The 16711-nt window shown below is 67.0% G+C and carries 10 protein-coding genes and 1 pseudogene; 7 read left to right on the forward strand and 4 right to left on the reverse strand.

Features of this window, described 5'->3' with window-relative positions:
• Nucleotides 1-36: 36 nt before the first annotated feature.
• Together M9952_10380 and M9952_10385 are read left to right on the forward strand one after the other, a co-directional pair.
• Nucleotides 37-1728 carry a DUF3556 domain-containing protein gene (locus M9952_10380; protein ID MCO5313322.1) on the forward strand — a complete coding sequence of 564 codons (1692 nt, stop codon included), beginning with the start codon at nt 37-39 and terminating at the stop codon, nt 1726-1728.
• Nucleotides 1729-1738: 10 nt separating this feature from the next.
• Nucleotides 1739-3169 carry an NAD(P)/FAD-dependent oxidoreductase gene (locus tag M9952_10385; GenBank protein MCO5313323.1) on the forward strand — a complete coding sequence of 477 codons (1431 nt, stop codon included), beginning with the start codon at nt 1739-1741 and terminating at the stop codon, nt 3167-3169.
• Nucleotides 3170-3190: 21 nt separating this feature from the next.
• Here M9952_10385 and M9952_10390 read toward each other — a convergent pair whose 3' ends face one another.
• Nucleotides 3191-4882, reverse strand: coding sequence for an HNH endonuclease (locus M9952_10390; protein MCO5313324.1), 1692 nt, complete (start codon nt 4880-4882; stop codon nt 3191-3193).
• Between the two features lie 191 nt (nt 4883-5073).
• On the opposite strand from M9952_10390, the gene M9952_10395 reads away from it, so the two are divergent.
• Nucleotides 5074-6669 (forward strand): hypothetical protein, encoded by a 1596-nt coding sequence (locus M9952_10395; protein ID MCO5313325.1) that lies wholly within the window; start codon nt 5074-5076, stop codon nt 6667-6669.
• 13 nt (nt 6670-6682) lie between these two features.
• On the opposite strand, the gene M9952_10400 is transcribed toward M9952_10395, so the two are convergent.
• Both M9952_10400 and M9952_10405 read right to left on the reverse strand, forming a co-directional pair.
• Nucleotides 6683-8278, reverse strand: coding sequence for an FAD-binding oxidoreductase (locus tag M9952_10400; GenBank protein MCO5313326.1), 1596 nt, complete (start codon nt 8276-8278; stop codon nt 6683-6685).
• Nucleotides 8279-10081: 1803 nt separating this feature from the next.
• Nucleotides 10082-10375 (reverse strand): annotated as a pseudogene (locus M9952_10405) (PKD domain-containing protein).
• A gap of 264 nt (nt 10376-10639) precedes the next feature.
• Here M9952_10405 and M9952_10410 point away from each other — a divergent pair.
• Together M9952_10410 and M9952_10415 are read left to right on the forward strand one after the other, a co-directional pair.
• Nucleotides 10640-12625: a hypothetical protein gene (locus tag M9952_10410; GenBank protein ID MCO5313327.1), complete on the forward strand. Its 1986-nt coding sequence runs from the start codon at nt 10640-10642 to the stop codon at nt 12623-12625.
• A 14-nt stretch (nt 12626-12639) separates the two neighbouring features.
• Nucleotides 12640-14025, forward strand: a complete 1386-nt coding sequence (locus M9952_10415) for a sulfatase-like hydrolase/transferase (GenBank protein MCO5313328.1) — start codon at nt 12640-12642, stop codon at nt 14023-14025.
• A gap of 38 nt (nt 14026-14063) precedes the next feature.
• On the opposite strand, the gene M9952_10420 is transcribed toward M9952_10415, so the two are convergent.
• Nucleotides 14064-14681, reverse strand: a complete 618-nt coding sequence (locus M9952_10420; GenBank protein ID MCO5313329.1) for a TetR family transcriptional regulator — start codon at nt 14679-14681, stop codon at nt 14064-14066.
• A 53-nt stretch (nt 14682-14734) separates the two neighbouring features.
• Here M9952_10420 and M9952_10425 point away from each other — a divergent pair, with 53 nt between their 5' ends.
• Both M9952_10425 and M9952_10430 read left to right on the forward strand, forming a co-directional pair.
• Nucleotides 14735-15484: an SDR family oxidoreductase gene (locus M9952_10425; protein MCO5313330.1), complete on the forward strand. Its 750-nt coding sequence runs from the start codon at nt 14735-14737 to the stop codon at nt 15482-15484.
• A gap of 2 nt (nt 15485-15486) precedes the next feature.
• Complete coding sequence (locus M9952_10430) at nt 15487-16707, forward strand: cytochrome P450 (protein ID MCO5313331.1); 1221 nt, start codon at nt 15487-15489, stop codon at nt 16705-16707.
• Nucleotides 16708-16711 lie beyond the last annotated feature (4 nt).

The raw sequence follows: 16711 nt of genomic DNA on the forward strand, positions 1-16711 counted from the left end.
CTTCGACCGCTGGTCACTGCAGGGGGCGTGCGAACGATGGGGTTTCTCCAACCGAACCTTCCCGTCGTCGACCACGACGTGTGGGATCACCAGAGTCGCCAGGAGCGCATCGCGCCGATGACCCGGCACTTCGCGGAGTACGGCTTCGGCTCCCCCGACGTGGTCCTGGTCATGTACCTGGTGAAGATGATCGTGTTCGTCGCCGTCGGGTGGGCGTTCATCATGACAACTCCCGGCATCGACGGCTGGTTCGAACCCAGTTCGTGGTGGCAGCGCCCGGAGGCGTTCTACAAGTTCGCCCTCTGGACGATGTTGTTCGAGGTGCTCGGCCTCGGCTGCGGCTTTGGCCCCCTCAATCTCCGTTTCCTCCCACCCATGGGTTCGGCGCTGTACTGGCTTCGCCCGGGCACGATCCGGCTGCCACCGTTTCGAGGCCGGATTCCCGGCACCGGCGGCGACACTCGAAGCGTCGTCGATGCCGCGTTGTACGCGGCGCTGCTCGCATCGATCGTCGTCGCCTTGATCGGGGCGTTGACCCGCTGGGAGGTCGCGGTCGTCGTGGGGCTGTTGGCCGTGGTGGGACTTCGGGATCAGGTGATCTTTCTCGCGGCGCGCGGCGAGGTCTACGGCTCGATTGCGGTCACCTTCCTGTTCGCCACCACCGACCAGGTCACCGGAGCGAAATTCGTCATGTTGGCGATCTGGTGCGGAGCGGCCGCATCGAAACTGAACCGCCACTTCCCTTTCGTCATGGCGGCGATGCAGTCGAACAGCCCGATGTGGCGATTCGGTGGCGTCAAACGACGCCTGTATCGCAGCTTCCCGGAGGATCTGCGACCCAGCGGGTTCGCCGCGACACTGGCTCACGGTGCGACGGTCATCGAGTTTGTGGCCCCGGCGGTGTTGATGTTCAGCGGCGGCGGGACCATCACGACCGTCGCGGCGATCGTGATGATCGTTTTCCACCTCGGCATCATTTCGAGCTTTCCGATGGGAGTCCCGCTCGAATGGAACGTGTTCATGATCTGGGGAGTCGTTTTCCTGTTCCTCGCCCACCCCGGTGTCGAACTCGCAACACTGAGCCAGCCGTGGTGGATCCTCGTGCTCACGGCCGCGTTGATCGGGTTGGTCGTGTACGGGAACCTCGTTCCGGCCAGGGTCTCGTTTCTGCTGTCGATGCGGTATTACGCCGGCAACTGGGCCGCCACCGTGTGGTGTTTCCGCGGCGACTCGCTCGAACGCCTCGACCGCGGGGTGACCAAGGCGACGATGCTGCCCCACCAACAACTCGAAAGGGTCTACGGCAGTGCCGAGGAAGCGGCGATCCCACTCTTCATGGGATACGCGTTCCGCGGCTTTCACACCCACGGACGTGCGTTGTGGGCGCTGGTGCCGCGGGCTTGCGGCCCCGACCACGAGGACTATCTGGTGCTCGATGGCGAACTGGTCGCCGGGACCGTGCTCGGGTGGAACTTCGGCGACGGCCACCTTCACGACGAACGACTCATCGACGCGTTGCAGCGGCGCTGCGACTTCCGACCCGGAGATGTGCGCGTCGTGATTGTCGAGTCGCAGCCGTTTCACCGGGGAACCCAGCGGTACCGGCTGATCGACGCCGCGACCGGGTTGATCGAGACCGGACACGTGAACGTCGCCGACATGATCGTGCGCCAACCGACCGACGACGACCTGCCGCTGCACCCCGACCAGGTCGCCCAGCCAACATGAGCCGGCCGACATGAGGGATCAACTCGACGCCGTCGTCGTCGGGGCCGGGCCGAACGGGCTTGCCGCGGCGGTCGCGATCGCCCGTGCGGGATACAGCGTCGCGGTCTTCGAGGCTGCCGACACGATCGGCGGCGGTGCTCGGTCCGGCGAACTGACCGTGCCCGGCCTCGTCCACGACCTCTGTTCGGCCTCGCACCCGTTCGGTGTGGCGTCGCCATTTCTGTCGGCGCTGCCACTCGAGCAACACGGCCTCGAGTGGGTCTGGGCCGACGTCGATCTCGCCCACCCGCTCGACGACGGCACCGCAGCGTTCGCCTACCGCGACTTCGATCGAACCTGTGACGGGCTCGGCGAGGACGGGCCCCGATGGCGCTCGGTGTTCGGGCCGTTGCTGTCGACCTTCGATGCGCTCACCGGCGACATCATGGGGCCCATCCTGCGCTGGCCCGATCACCCGGTGTCGATGGCCCGCTTCGGCCTGCGCGCCGCGATGCCGGCCACCGCGATCGGGCGAAGGTTCCGCACCGAGCGGGCGCGGGCGCTGTGGATGGGTAATGCCGCGCATCTGTACCACCGGCTCGACCGGCCCTTGTCCTCCTCGGTCGGGGTGATGTTGACCCTCGCCGGGCACGCACACGGTTGGCCGGTTCCGAGGGGCGGATCCGCGGCGATCACCGCCGCGCTGGCGTCACTGTTGGAATCTCACGGAGGCACCGTCACCACCGGAATGCACGTGCGGTCGCTCGAGGAGTTGCCGTCGAGCCGGGTCGTCATCCTCGATGTCGCTCCCGGTGCAGCGGTCGAACTCCTCGGAGACCGGCTTCCCACACGGCGCCAGCGCGCCTTGCGGCGCTTTCGTCACGGTCCGGCTGCCTTCAAGGTCGACTTTGCCGTACGCAACGGTGTCCCGTGGACCGCGGAGAAGGTAGGAAGCGCCGGCTTCGTTCACCTCGGAGGTTCCGCGGCAGACATCGCGTCCGGCGAGGCGGCGACGGTTCGGGGCGACATGTCTCAGCGACCGTTCGTCCTGGTCGGCCAGCAACACGTCGCAGATCCCGGGCGTGCACACGACGATCTCGTGCCGATCTACGCCTACTCCCATGTTCCCGCCGGCTGGAGCGGCGACGGAGAGTCGATCATCATCGACCAGATTGAGCGGTTCGCTCCCGGATTCCGCGAGCGCATCGTGGCCACCTCGGTGCAGCGACCCGCCGACCTGCAGCGCGACAACCCCAACCTTGTCGACGGAGACATCGTCGGAGGATCGAACGACCCGATGCAACTACTCGCTCGCCCTCGCCTCGCCCGCGACCCGTACTCGACCGGGGCGCCCGGAGTGTTCCTGTGTTCCGCGTCCACACCGCCCGGCGCCGGAGTTCACGGGATGAACGGCTATCACGCTGCCACCCGAGCGCTGCGCCTGCTCGGCGAAGCACGCTGACTCAGCCCAGGGGTTGGGGTGTCAGCCCGGAGGTTGGGGCGGCTCTTTGTGGCGGGGGGTGTTGGTGATGGTGGTGTTGTCGGGTCGGGTGGCTTGGAGTGGTTGGTTGGGGTTGCCGGTGATGGTGGCGTGGCCGGTGTGGTGTCGGGTGTGGTGGTAGCGGCATAGGTGGGTGAGGTTGTCGGGGTCGGTGGTTCCGCCGTTGCTGTGGTGGGTGAGGTGGTGCAGGTCGGAGCCGATGGTGGGGCGTTCGCATCCGGGGAAGCGGCAGCCGCGGTCGCGGTGGGCTAGGACGCGTCGCAAGATGTCGGGGGCGAGGCGGCGGGTGTGTCCGTAGGACAGGGGTGTGCCGTTGCGGGTGAAGGTGGGGGTGATGTCTGCGTTGGCGAGCAGGGCCCAGAGGGTTTGGTCGGTGATGTCGAGGTTGGTTTCGGTGTGGGTGGGTCCGGAGATGTCGGGTTGGCCGTGGTGTTGGGTGAACAGTGCGGTGAGGCCTTCGTGGGCGCGGTTGAGTTTGTCGAGGTCGATGTGGAGGTAGGTGCCGACGCGGCCGGGTTTGGTGGCGCCTGCTGCGGTGATGAGGGCGTCGCGTAGGGCGTTGGCTCTGCGTTGGGCCATGGTGGGCCCGCGTTCAGGCTCGGCAGGTTCCGCCGGCTCGGGTTCGGGTTCGGGCTCGGCGGGGTCAGGCTCCGCCGGCTCAGGCCCGGGTTCAGGTCCGGGTTCAGGTCCGGGCTCACCGGGCTCGGCGGGGTCAGGCTCCGCCGGCTCAGGCCCGGGTTCAGGTCCGGGTTCAGGTCCGGGCTCACCGGGCTCGGCGGGCTCCGGTTCGGTGGGTGGGCTGGCGCCTGTGGGTGCGCTGCCGCTGCCGCTGCCGCTGTCGCTGCAGCTGTCGCTGTCGGTTTCGTTGGTTTCGTTGGTGGTGGTGTGGGTTTGGCGGTTGATGAGGTCGTGGAGGATGGTGGCGAGGAGTGCGCCGTCGTCGGGGGTGAGGTTGCCGTGGAGGTGCCAGCGTCCGTTGAATGTTTTGGACAGGGTGATGTGGGATGGTTCGGTGTTGGGGTCGCTGGGGCCGTCTTGGTCGAGGCGGTCGCGGACGTTGTCGCAGAATTGTTCGAATCGGTTGATGCTGGTGTGGGTGGCGGTGTCGATGAGGAGTTGTTCGACGTTGCGGATGGCTTCGATGGCGTCGAGGGTTTGTTGGTGGGTGTAGCGGGTGGGGATGATTTTGGAGATGGCGTCGAGGTGGCCGAGGGTGATGGTGCCGTTGTTGTAGGCGGTGGCGATTTGTTCGAATCGTTCGATGGTGGTGGTGGCGCGTAGGAGCCGGTTGGCGTCGCGGCGGGCGATGCCGTGGTGTAGTGCGAGCCAGTGGCTCATGGTGGGGATGCGGTCGTGGAGGTGGACGTTTTCGTGTTGAGCGATTTTGACGGTGGCGACGTGGAGGCGTTGGGCGAGGTGGTTGAGGCGGGCTGCGGTGAGGGACAGTTCGCGGGCGATGTGTTCGCGTTGACCACCGCTTGAGCCGTTGAACGGTGTTGTGTCGCCTGGGGTGGTGTTGAGGGTGTCGATGCCGGTTTGGACGTGGTCGAGGAGTTGTTCGAGTTGTGTGGCGAGGGTGTTGCCGGTGGTGGTTGCGGTGTCGAGCAGACCCCAACCGTCACCGCCGCTGTCACCGTTGTTGGTGTGTTGGGATGCCCTGTCGTGCTCGAACATGTGTTCATGGTATCGAACGGCAGTTCGGTTTGCAAGCCGAAAGCCCAATATTCCAGAACAAATGTTCGGCACCTCCGAGCACCCCTCGGAGCGCGCTCACGCCGGCGCGACGCCGCCACCCACGCCAGCGCCAGAGTTAAGACGCGCGCTTTACGAGACATCGCCGCAGAGCGCTCCGCTATCTTCAGCCCGTGAGCCGCTCGCATCGACACCGTTCCGCCACCACGTTGCTCGCCGTCGCGACGGCTGCCGCCCTAGCCGCCACGGGCATCGCCTGCAGTGACAACAGCAGCGACCGGGCCGACGACACGAATGTCACCTCCACGACCGGATCCCGGTCTGAGGCCGGAGGGGGCGGCACCACCGCCGACATCACGCTCGCAACCGACGGTACGTTGATCGCCACGGTCGACCCCCGGTTCGCTTCCTACAACATCGAAATGGTGGAGGTGACCGGCGGAGAGTTCTGGCCGCCATATGACGCCGGCTCGGCCAAGGTCGTCCGAGAGCCGATCGATCTCGGGTCCGAACGCCTGCGCAATCTGGCGCGCGAACTCGGCCCCGTGTACATCCGGGTCAGCGGTTCCTGGGCGAACTCGACCTATTTCGACGCCGAGGACACAACCGGCGGTGTCGCCCCCGAGGGCTACAACGCCGTGCTCACCCCCGACCAGTGGATCGGGGTCGGCGAGTTCGCCAAGGCCGTCGACGGAAAGATCCTGACCTCGTTTCCGTCCAACACCGGGGCGCGCGACGCCGACGGGCGCTGGAACGATGACCGCGCCCGGGCGCTGCTGAAGTTCAGCGCCGACCATGGGATCACCATCGACGCCCTCGAACTCTTCAACGAGGCGGGTCTTCCGGTCGGAATGCCAGCTGGCTACACGGCCGCCGACTACGGGGAAGACCACAAGATCTTCATCGAGATGCTCGACGAGATCGCGCCCGATGTCATCGTCGCCGGACCCGGCATGACCGCCGACGTCGAACCGCTGCTCATCAGCCCGTCGATCGCTGGCGAGGACCTCGTGTCGGTATCGGCTTCCGCGCTCGACGTGGTGAGCTACCACTTCTACCCGAAGGTGTCCGAGCGCTGCGGTTCGACCGAGAGTCCAGACATCGCCCTCACCTCGGAATTCTTGTCGCGGGTCGACGAGGCGCGCGACTACTACGAGGCGATGCGGGACCGGCTCGTGCCCGGCGCCCCGATGTGGATCACCGAGACCGCTCAGGCCGCGTGCGGAGGCGACCGCTGGGCCACGCAATACCGCGATGTGATTCGCTACGTCGACACGTTGGGGCGGTTGTCGAGCGGCGACGGCGACATCGTGTTTCACAACACTCTGGCGGCGAGCGACTACGGCCTCCTCGACGAGGACGGTCTGGTGCCGAGGCCGAATTACTGGGCCGCGGTCATCTGGGCGCGCCTCATGGGACCCGAGGTTCTGGCGACCGACACCGCCGATACCGCCGATGTCGTCGAGGACGTCACGACCTATGCCCGGTGCAGCCTGGATGGACGCGGCGTGACCTATGCGGTGGTCAACGCGTCGCCGACAGCGGCGCGAACCATCACGACCAGCAGCGGTTCCGCCGAGGCCTACGTGCTGAGTGGTGACTCCCTTGAGGGTTCCACCATCCGGCTGAATGGAACCGAACTCGAGGCGAACGACGACGGCACCCCACCATCGATCGCAGCGAACAAGACGACCGATGCCGTCGAGGTTGCGCCTGCCAGTGTGGCGTTCATCGTCGACCCCGACGCCAAGGTCGACGCCTGCGGGTGACGACGGCCCGCCGTTATCCGATCAGGACTCCAGGGTTCATGATCCCTTCGGGGTCGAACGTCTCCTTCACGGAGCGCAGCGCCGACGCGAACAGCCATGGGACCTGCCGGTCATAGCCGGGCCGGTGGTCGCGGCCGACCGCGTGGTGGTGGGTGACCGTCGCTCGATGGCGATGCAGGATCTCCATCGAGGCGGACTTGATCTCATCCCACATGGCGACTTCCGAACCTCGGCGGCCAGCGGCGATCACCGTGAAATACGGCGCCGCACCGTCGGGGTAGACGTGGGTGAAACGACAGTTGATCAGCCCCGGTGAACCGGTGATCGAACGAATCGCCTCGCCGAGCTCATCGTTGACCGCGAGATACAACGCCTCGACACGATCCCACGTCGTGGCGGTCTCGAACGTCTCCACGATGGCGCCCATGCGAGACATCGCGTCGCGCAGGTACGGCATGCGCAGGAAGGCCGAACGCCAGGCCTCCGCGGCCCCGTCGCGGTCAGAGACGTGCCCATCACCGCCGGGGGCTTCGGCCACGACGCCCCCATGTGACCGCGCGATCTCGACGAGGTTCCCCATCGTTTCGTCGACGGGGAAATATGCGGATTCGACGCCGAGCACCAGCACCCACTCCCCCTTGGCCGACGCCCCCGACAACGCCGCCTCGCCCGGATCGAGCAACCGGCAGTTGGCCGGGTTCAGCCCCGACTGGGCGATCCAGCGCACTGCGCTCATGGCCGAGGAGCCGTCGGCAAACGCGACCGAGGTCGAGCGCCGAAAGGCGGGCCGCGACTGAATCCGCATCCACGCCTCGGTGATGACCCCCAGGGTCCCTTCCGAACCGAGCAGGACACGGTCGGGAGACGGGCCGGCCCCCGAGCCTGGCAACCGCCACGACTCGGTGACGCCCACCGGGGTCACCGCTCGAATCGACTCGACGAAGTCATCGATGTGGGTGTGCAAGGTGGCGTAGTGGCCACCGGCGCGCGTCGCCAACCAGCCGCCGAGCGTGGAGAATTCGAAGCTCTGCGGGAAGTGGCGCAACGTGTAGCCGTGCGGTCGGAGTTGGTTCTCGAGTTCGGGACCCAACGCTCCCGCCTGGATCCGAGCGGCCCGGCTGACCTCGTCGATCTCCAGAACCCGGTTCAGGCGCGACATGTCGAGTGAGACCACCCGACGATCGTCATCGTGGTCGGCTCCACGGAACTCGACACCGCCGACGACCGAACTCCCGCCGCCGAACGGGATGACGACGATGTCGGATTCCGACGCCCAGTCGAGCACTGCGACGACATCGGCCTCGTTTCGGGGGTAGGCGACCAGATCCGGCGGATGGTCGAACTGCCCGGCGAGACTGCGAACGACGTCGCGGTACGCCTTGCCGTACGTGTGGCTCACCCGATCGGCCAGCTGGTTCGAGACCACGCCACCCAGCGAGGCCGGCGAACGAAGGCGTGACGGCCGAACGTCCAGCGAACTCAGGTCCGGAATCGGATGCGGCCGCGGTGCCAACCCGGCGATGAGCGCGCCATACGCGCTGCACTGTTCATCGGTGAGAGCCTCATCAGCCCAACCCCACCCCCACCAGGACCTTGTCCGTTCCGTCATATCGTCTCCCCCTGTTCGACCGCCGACGGTATCGCAGCCACCAGGTGTGTGGCGCGGTCAGCACTCCCCCTGTACACGCGACGAGGGGGCCGCCCAATGGGTAGCCCCCTCGCTCAGAGCATCGGTGATGCCGATCGATGATCAGCTCGTGGTCGTACCGTTGTCCCAAATGCGGAACAGCTGACCGTTCGCACCATTGGCGCCGGCCGGGCCGATGTTGCCGGTCGCGGCGCTCTGGCCGTTGTGGAGGGCGATACCGCCAGAGGCCGGCGCTGCGAAGGCGCCACCGGCGCCTCCTGAAGCGGGAATGGCGGGACGCGTGTAGCTGCTGCCCGTGTGGTTGAGCGTGCCGACTCCGACGTGAAGCACCGCGATCGACGGGCCACCGGCGCCGCCACCGGCCCCACCGCCACCGCCGCCGGCGCCGCCACCACCGCCACCACCGCCACCACCGGCATTGGTGCCCCACTGCTTCGCGCCACCGGTGGCTCCGTTGCCACCGTTGCCACCGCGCCCGGCGGCCTGACCACTGCCGCCCGCACCGCCGGCCGACGAGGTGACGATGACCGAATTGAGGTTCACCGTGGCCCCACTGGCATAGACCCCGAAGGAGCCGCCGCCGGAGGTCCCGCCCTGGGTGCCAGCGACGCCGCCATTGCCACCGGCGCCACCACCGGCACCACCGCCGCCATCGGCGCTTTGGGCCCTGCCGCCGCCGCCACCACCGCCGCCGCTTCCCGGGGCGCCGTTGGTACCGGCCGTGCCGTGGGTCGGGGCGTAGAGGTCGGACGCGACCAGCGCGTTGGACCCGGCCGCTCCGGCGGTTCCGGCTGCACCGGCACCGCCCGCGCCACCGCCCGTTGCGGAGACTCCACAGTTGCCAACCGCCCCGCAGCCACGCGTGCCACCGCTACCGCCAGCGGGCCCGGCCCCGGCAACACCATGGTCACCCGGAGAGGCGTAGTGACCACCCTTTCCGCCCGCGCCACCGGCGTGGGTCGTGCCACCGCCTCCCGAGCCAGCCGTGCCGGGCACAAGAACTCCCGCGTCGCCGCCGTTGCCACCGTGACCACCCGAGGTGGCCTGAGCCGGCGTACCCGCCGATGCGCTCGTTCCAGCGATACCCGGCTGAGCCGTGATGTCGGACAGCGTCACATTCGCGACCGACAGGCCGATGACCCGCACGCCGTAGGCGCTCGAGCCGGCGCCGGTGGGCGTGCCGCTGTTGACCTTGGTGTTCACGACGCTGGCGTTCGAGCCGCCGGTGATGAGGACACCGGTCGCGTTCGGGCCGGTACCGCCCGTCACCTGAGTGCGCGGAGCGTTGACGTCGCCGAGCACGACACTGGTGGAGCCGCCCGAGATGACGACACCCACGGCGTCGCCGCTCGAACGAGCCACGCCCTGGGCGTTGACACCGGTGACCTTGGCGTTGTTGACGCCGTTGAACACGAGGGCCGGCGAGGTCGCCGTGCCGTAGACGATGGTGATTTCATTCGCGCCGAAGTCGCTGAAGTCCTGAAGCCATCCACCGCTGATCTCCATTCCGGAGGGGACCGTGACGGTTCCGGTGTAGGAGCCTCCGGCCACTCGGATGTTCGAGATCCCAGCGCTCTGAGCGTTGGCCACGGCTTGCACCAGCGAGGCACACGGGTCCAGCTTCGGCCCACAGTTCGCACCGGTGCTCCCGGTCGCCTTCACGTAGAACTTGGGCTGGGGGTCGGCGTTCGCCGTGATGGTGATCGCCGGAGAGGTCGAGGACCCGAGCGTGGTCGTGATCGTCAGCTTGGCCTGGTAGGTGCCGACGTTCTCGTACAGGTGCACCGCCGAGGCGCCGCTTTCCGTAGTGCTGCCGTCGCCGAAGTCCCAGGAGTAGGTGACATTGTCGCCGGCGCCGAGCACCGAGCCTGCCGAGTCGAAATGGACCGTCAGCGGAGCGTCGCCGACGGTGGGCGATGCGCTCGCAATCGCTACCGGGTTCCCCGACGGGGCGATCGAGGTGGTCGTGCCACCCCCGCTCCCGGTGCTGGGTGTACAGCCCGAAATAACCAGTGCCCCTGCCGCTACGGCAGGAACAAGAATTCGACGTATGGACATTCGTGTTCGCCCCTATCCCATGTGCCGCCGCGCACACGGCGACCACGGTGTTGCTTAGCAACTGCCGCCCCACCTTGTCAAGGTTTCCTAAACTTATTCCGATGGGATGTGTCATCCGACTCCGGGTTCGGATAACGTTTCTTCAGCTGCATGTGACGAGCGGCACAAACAGCAGGTGGACCAGAGGGAAGCACCATGCATTTTCGATCACCACGTCCAACCGAGCGTCGGCGGGGCAGAGCGTTTCAAACGTCGGGCCTTACCGTGGCCTTCGCGTTGCTGGCTGGCCTGACCGCCGGTTGTGCGCCGAGTTCGCCCTCCGGCGGCAATGGGAACGGGAACAACACCGCCGAACAGTTCTGTGAGGTCTGGAACGGCGCCGTGGTGAAGGCACCGACCGCCGACGAGGCGCTGCTAGTGAAGCCCGACGTCGTGGCGTTCGCCGCGGAGGCCGAGGTCACCGGTCAGGCATGTACCGATTCCAACGCGCGGGTCAACCTCGACGGGGCGGTTCTCGCCGAAGGCACCGAGGTTCCGGTCGAACAGGGCAGCGACTCGACCGAGAAGGTCGCCGCGGTCACCGGCGACGAGATCGGCGCCGGCAAGCCGGTGCTCGACAACGTCAAGCTCACCGCACTGTCCGCCTCCATCGGCCAGCACGGCATTTCGATCACCGGCAACGTTGCGGTGCGCCTGTCGGGGACGACCTCCACGATCGGGTTCATCGGCACGGTGTCCAACCTCGACAACTGGTCGGTCAATCTCTCCTCCAGCGCTCTCACCATCCCGGGGATCACGACCACCCCGGTCACCTTCAGCGGAACACTTCGAATGTCGGGCGGGGTTCCGTCCCTCGCACTCAGCGCCTCGGCCACGTCGGTCAAAATCGGCGACATCAGCGTCACCGGCGCCACGGTGAGTTTCAACGCTTCGCCCACCACCGGTGTGCAAGCGGCCGTCGCCGGCACCATCAAGGTGGGGCCCTCATCGGTCTCCGGAAACGTCGCGGTCGACTTCGATCGCACCGGTGCGCTCGTTTCCGCCAAGGCGGATATCGCCGCACGTTTGAAGGGCCTCCAGGCCGGTGGAAGCCAGGTCGACCTGACCGGCGAGGTCCATCTGCTGGGCAACGCCAACGAGACCTCCGTCTCGTTCACCGGTAGCGGCATCCTCGGCGACATGGTGGTCAACCAGGCCAGCGGGTCACTCACGCTGGCACCGAACAAGGCGACACTCGTCGGCCTGATCGATATCGCACAGGGTCCGAACAGCATCCGGATGAACGGGTCGATCGTGTGGGACGGCGTCACCGCCTACGTTCCGTATCTCATCGCCGAAGGAGCGGGTGAGTACTCCGGAACCCTGCAGAACGGTCAGACCGTGTCGGTGTCGGGCTCGATGTCCACCGAGATCATCGGAGGGCAGGTCCGGGCCGTCGTCGAGGGCAACTTCCAGGTCGGCGACCTGAAGGCCCACGGCTCGGCCGTGGTCGAGAGCACCGGGGCCACCACCACCCTTGAGGTCGATGCCGATCTCGTCAACGCCGGCTTCGCGGCCCGCCTCCAGGGCGCCATCATCATTACCGACGGCATCGCCGAGACGGTTCACCTCGACGCCGCCGTGACCGGTACGGTCAACCTCGGCGACGCCACGTTGACCGGGGCGAACTTCAAGATTCGCTCCTCCTACGGCAGCCCACTCGAGCTGTCGTTCTCCGGCGGCCTCAAGGTCGGCACCCAGGCCAACCTGAGCGGTTCGCTCGCGGCGGCGTTCGGCCCCAACGGCGCACTCCTCAGCCTCGACGGCAACCTCACCGGCTCGCTGCAGCTCGACAGCTGGGGCTTCGCTAACTTCAGCGGCTCGGTCGTCGCCAGCCCCGAGCGCGTGACCCTCAACGGCCAGGGTTCGATCACCACGACGAACTTCCCGTTGGGCATCAGCTTCAAGGGCACGTTCAGCTCGTCGCTCACCGAGCCGACCTGGTCGCTGAGCGGATCGGGCAAGTTCAGCATCGCCTCGATCACCGTGGCCTCGGCCCGAATGACGCTGTCGCAAACGGCAGGGATGAAGGCCACCCGGGCGGGCTTCTACATCTCCATCCTCGGCATCCCCACCTATCTGGAGGCCGACTTCTACATGAATGGCGGCGGCGGCTGCTCGAAGGTTCAGCTCACCGGCGGCAGCTTCCTCGCACGGCCGATCGCGACCCTCGTGATGCCGGGCATCGTGGGCTGTCCCGTCTACAACTGAGCCGCAACCCGGCCATGGCAACAGGTTCGGATGCGTCACCCCAACGAGCGGTGACGCATCCGAACCTGTTGTTCGTTTTGTCCGACCAACAGCGCCCGGACTCGTGCGGCGTGTTCGGGCAGCGCCTGGACGTCACGCCTCGGCTCGACGAGTTGGCGACGATAGGTGTGGCCTTCGACCAAGCGTTCACCATCCAGCCGGTGTGTGGCCCGGCCAGATCAGCAATCCAGACCGGCCTCTACCCCACCCGTACGGGTTGTTGGCGCAACGGAATTGCGTTGCCGCCCGGCGTCGACACCCTCTCCGACAGGATGCACGCCCTCGGGTATCAGTGCGGTTACGTCGGCAAGTGGCATCTCGCCTCCAATCGCGGCCGCAATCTGCCGACTGATCGCGCCGCGGCGCGTTTCGAACGCAGACCCATACCGCCCGACCGACGTGGCGGATACCACGACGTGTGGAAGGCTGCCGACGCTCTCGAACACACCTCCGGCGCCAACGCAGGACACGTCTTCGACGAGTCGGGCGATCGGGTGGACCTCCGCGGGTACCGGGTCGACGCGCTCACGGATCTAGCCATCGACGCGATCAAGCACTTCGACCCGTCCCGCCCGTTTCTGTTGTTTGTGTCCTACCTCGAGCCACACCACCAGAACAATCGATTCCGATCGATCGGACCCCCGGGCTGGGCGCGGCGATTCCACGACTTCGATCGCCCCGGCGACCTGTCGCCATGGCGGGGCGACTGGCGTTGGAACTACGCGCAGTACCTGGCGTGTTGTGCCAGCATCGACGCCAACCTCGGCCGACTCCTCGACACGCTGGAGGCCGCGGGGCACCTCGATGACACGATCGTCGTGTTCACGAGCGATCACGGCAGCCACTTTCGCACTCGCAACCTCGAGTACAAACGCAGCCCTCACGATGCTTCGATTCGAGTGCCGCTTGTGATTGCCGGACCCGGATTCCGCGGGGGAACCCGGCGCAATGATCTCGTCACCCACCTTGACCTCGTACCGACGCTCGTCGTCGCCGGCGGGGGCGAGGATCCCGGCCTCGACGGGCGACCCCTCCAGAACGTCGGCGATGGCGACCCGGCCGCGGGCGGGCCCGAGGACGCACTCATCCAGATCAGCGAATCGCAGATCGGTCGTGCGCTGCGGACTCGAACGCACACGTTCGCGGCGGCCTCGCGCACCCGCAATCCGCTGGCCGGCCACCTTCGGGCTGCTGCGGAGCGTTACGTGGCGACGCATCTCTACGACAACGTCGCCGACCCCCACCAGCGACACAACCTCATTCGGGAGCCCGAACATGCGGGGCTGCGCGACACGCTGGCACAGCGACTCACCGAGCGGATTCTCGAGGTCGAAGAGGTTCGCCCCGCCATCGAGGTCTGAGTGCCAGGCGGCGAAAACGCAGGTCGGCTCAGTTTGGCTCAACTCGTCTCGCGCCTGCCCCCAGCACCACCGCCACGCCGCAGTTCGAGCGCGCTGACCAACCGGTCCATGTCGGAGGCCGCCTGTTCATGGCACGTGTCGTAGCCGGCCGCCTCGTCCGCCACCACGGCGAAGGCCAGCCCCTGCATCGTGGCCGCGACCAACGCGGGGGTGAACCGTTTCGGGTCGATGCCGTACTCCTCCAACAGGACCTCGAGACGCTCCATCTGAAGTCGACGGATGTTTTTGGCCATCTCCGCCATCTCGGCCCTCAATGCGGCGCGGTGATTGGCGGCGGCGAGCAGTTCGACGAGCAGCGCCGTGCCGCGACGATCCGAGGCCAGCGCCCACCAGGCCCGCAGGGGTTCGGAGGATTCCAGTGCGGCACTCATCCGCTCGACCGCACCGTGGCTGCGTCGGTGCAGGACCGCGACGAAGAGATCGTCGATGGTCTTGAAGTAGTAGTGCAGATGCGGGGGCTGAATTCCGACCCGCTCCGCCACGCTGCGAGAGGTCACCGCGGCGTAACCGCGCTCGAGGATGATCTCCTCGGTCGAGTCGAGGATCCGCTGGCGCTTCTCGGTGGTGGCGGGGCGTGCCCGACGTGTGTTCGCCATGTCCGGCCCCCCAACTACTTGTAACGGTCGTTAAAACTCGAACATTCTGCGGCATGGCAGAACTCCAGGGCAAGGTTGCAGTCATCACCGGCGCCGGTTCCGGCATGGGCCGAGCGGCAGCGGAAGTATTCGTGCGAGAGGGGGCTCGGGTGCTGGCCGCCGACGTCAGCGGCGCGCAGGACGACACCGCCGCAGCGCTCGGCGACGCGGTCGTCCCACTCCGGGTCGACGTTTCAAACGAGCGCGATGTCGAGGCCATGTTCAGCACGGCGCTCGACGCGTTCGGCAAGGTCGATGCTGTGCTGAACGTCGCCGGAATCGCCGGGGCCGCGCCACTCGCGGATCTGAGCGTCGAGGAATTCGACCGGTTCATCTCGGTCAACCTCACCGGGGTGATGCTGGGCACCAAACACGGCATCCGAGCGATGCTGCCGACCGGCGGCGGAGCGATCCTCAACTGGTCCTCGACCGGCGGACTCAACGGATCCCGCCTCCCCACCGCGGCATATTCGGCGTCGAAGGCCGGCGTCATCGCCATCACGAAGGCCGCGGCCATCGAGTACGGAGCCGAAGGGATCCGCGCCAACACGATCTGCCCCGGGTTCGTCGAGACCGCCATGTCCGGCGGCAAGGGTGCCTTCGAACGGTTCCCGCAACTCGTCGGGTCCATTGCGCTCAAGCGTCCCGGTCAACCGGAGGAGGTCGGCGAACTCGCGTCGTTCCTCGCGTCCGACCGGGCGACCTACATCACCGGCGCGGTCATCGCCATCGACGGTGGCAGCACCGCCATGTTGCCGAGCTGACCATGGACGCGGCCGCGACGCCCACCCTCCGGGCACCCGACTCCGATCTCTACTACGACCCCTACGACGTCGCGATCAACGCCGACCCGTATCCGGTCTACGAGCGGCTCCGCGAGGAGGCGCCGATCTACCACAACGACCGGTACGGGTTCTGGATGCTCACCCGCCATGACGATGTCGAAAAGGCGCTGGTCAACTGGAAGGCGTTCAGCAGCGCACGCTCGGACATCCTCGACATCATCCGCGCCGGATACGACCTTCCCGGTGGCGTCATCATGTTCGAGGACCCGCCGGCGCACACGATGCATCGCAAGCTCATGTCGCGGATCTTCACCCCGCGACGCATGGCTGAACTCGAAGATCAGGTGCGCCGATACTGCGTCGCATGCCTCGACCCGCTCGTCGGCGAGCCCCGCTTTGACATCGTCGAGGAGTTGGCTCGGACCCTGCCGATGAAGGTCATCAGCATGTTGGTCGGGATCCCCGAACAGGACCAGGAGGCGGTGCGCGACAAGACCGACCGCAACCTGCGCACGCGCCCCGGCAAACCGATGGAGATCCGCGAGGAGGAAATCGCGAGCGGGTCGATGTTCGAGGACTACATCGACTGGCGTGCCGACCACCCCTCCGACGACCTCATGACCGTGTTGTTGAACGCCGAGTTCGAGGACGACAACGGCGAGACCCGACGCCTCACCCGCCAGGAGGTGTCGACCTACACCGCGGTGCTCGCCGGGGCCGGCAACGAGACCACCGGTCGCCTCATCGGCTGGCTCATCAAGGTGCTCGCCGACCACCCCGACCAGCGGCGCGCGGTCCACGAGGACCGGTCGCTCCTGTCGAGGGTGATCGACGAAACCCTGCGCTTCGAACCCACCGGCCATGCGATCGCCCGCTATGTCACCAGCGACATCGACTACTACGGCACCACGGTGCCGGCGGGAAGCCCGATTCTGCTGTCGCTCGCGGCCGCCAATCGAGACCCGCGCCGCTACCGCGACCCCGACACCTTCGACATCGGCCGCAATGACATCACCCACCTCACGTTCGGGTACGGACTGCACTATTGCCTCGGCGCGAGCCTGGCTCGGCTCGAAGGTCGCGTCGCCCTCGACGAGATGCTGAACCGCTTCCCCACCTGGGAGGTCGATACCGAAGCGACGCGCCTGTTTCCCACCTCGACCGTGCGAGGATGGGAAACGATGCCGGTCCTCATTCCCTAGCCGT

Source organism: Microthrixaceae bacterium (assembly GCA_023957975.1).
Taxonomy (GTDB): domain Bacteria; phylum Actinomycetota; class Acidimicrobiia; order Acidimicrobiales; family Microtrichaceae; genus JAMLGM01.

Bases quoted from the DNA above. Each gene is read 5' to 3' on its own strand.
- M9952_10430 (MCO5313331.1), top strand. From the start codon at position 15,487: ATGGACGCGGCCGCGACGCCCACCCTCCGGGCACCCGACTCCGATCTC.
- M9952_10420 (MCO5313329.1), bottom strand. From the start codon at position 14,681: ATGGCGAACACACGTCGGGCACGCCCCGCCACCACCGAGAAGCGCCAG.
- M9952_10415 (MCO5313328.1), top strand. From the start codon at position 12,640: ATGGCAACAGGTTCGGATGCGTCACCCCAACGAGCGGTGACGCATCCG.
- M9952_10385 (MCO5313323.1), top strand. From the start codon at position 1,739: ATGAGGGATCAACTCGACGCCGTCGTCGTCGGGGCCGGGCCGAACGGG.
- M9952_10390 (MCO5313324.1), bottom strand. From the start codon at position 4,882: ATGTTCGAGCACGACAGGGCATCCCAACACACCAACAACGGTGACAGC.
- M9952_10425 (MCO5313330.1), top strand. From the start codon at position 14,735: ATGGCAGAACTCCAGGGCAAGGTTGCAGTCATCACCGGCGCCGGTTCC.
- M9952_10400 (MCO5313326.1), bottom strand. From the start codon at position 8,278: ATGACGGAACGGACAAGGTCCTGGTGGGGGTGGGGTTGGGCTGATGAG.
- M9952_10380 (MCO5313322.1), top strand. From the start codon at position 37: ATGGGGTTTCTCCAACCGAACCTTCCCGTCGTCGACCACGACGTGTGG.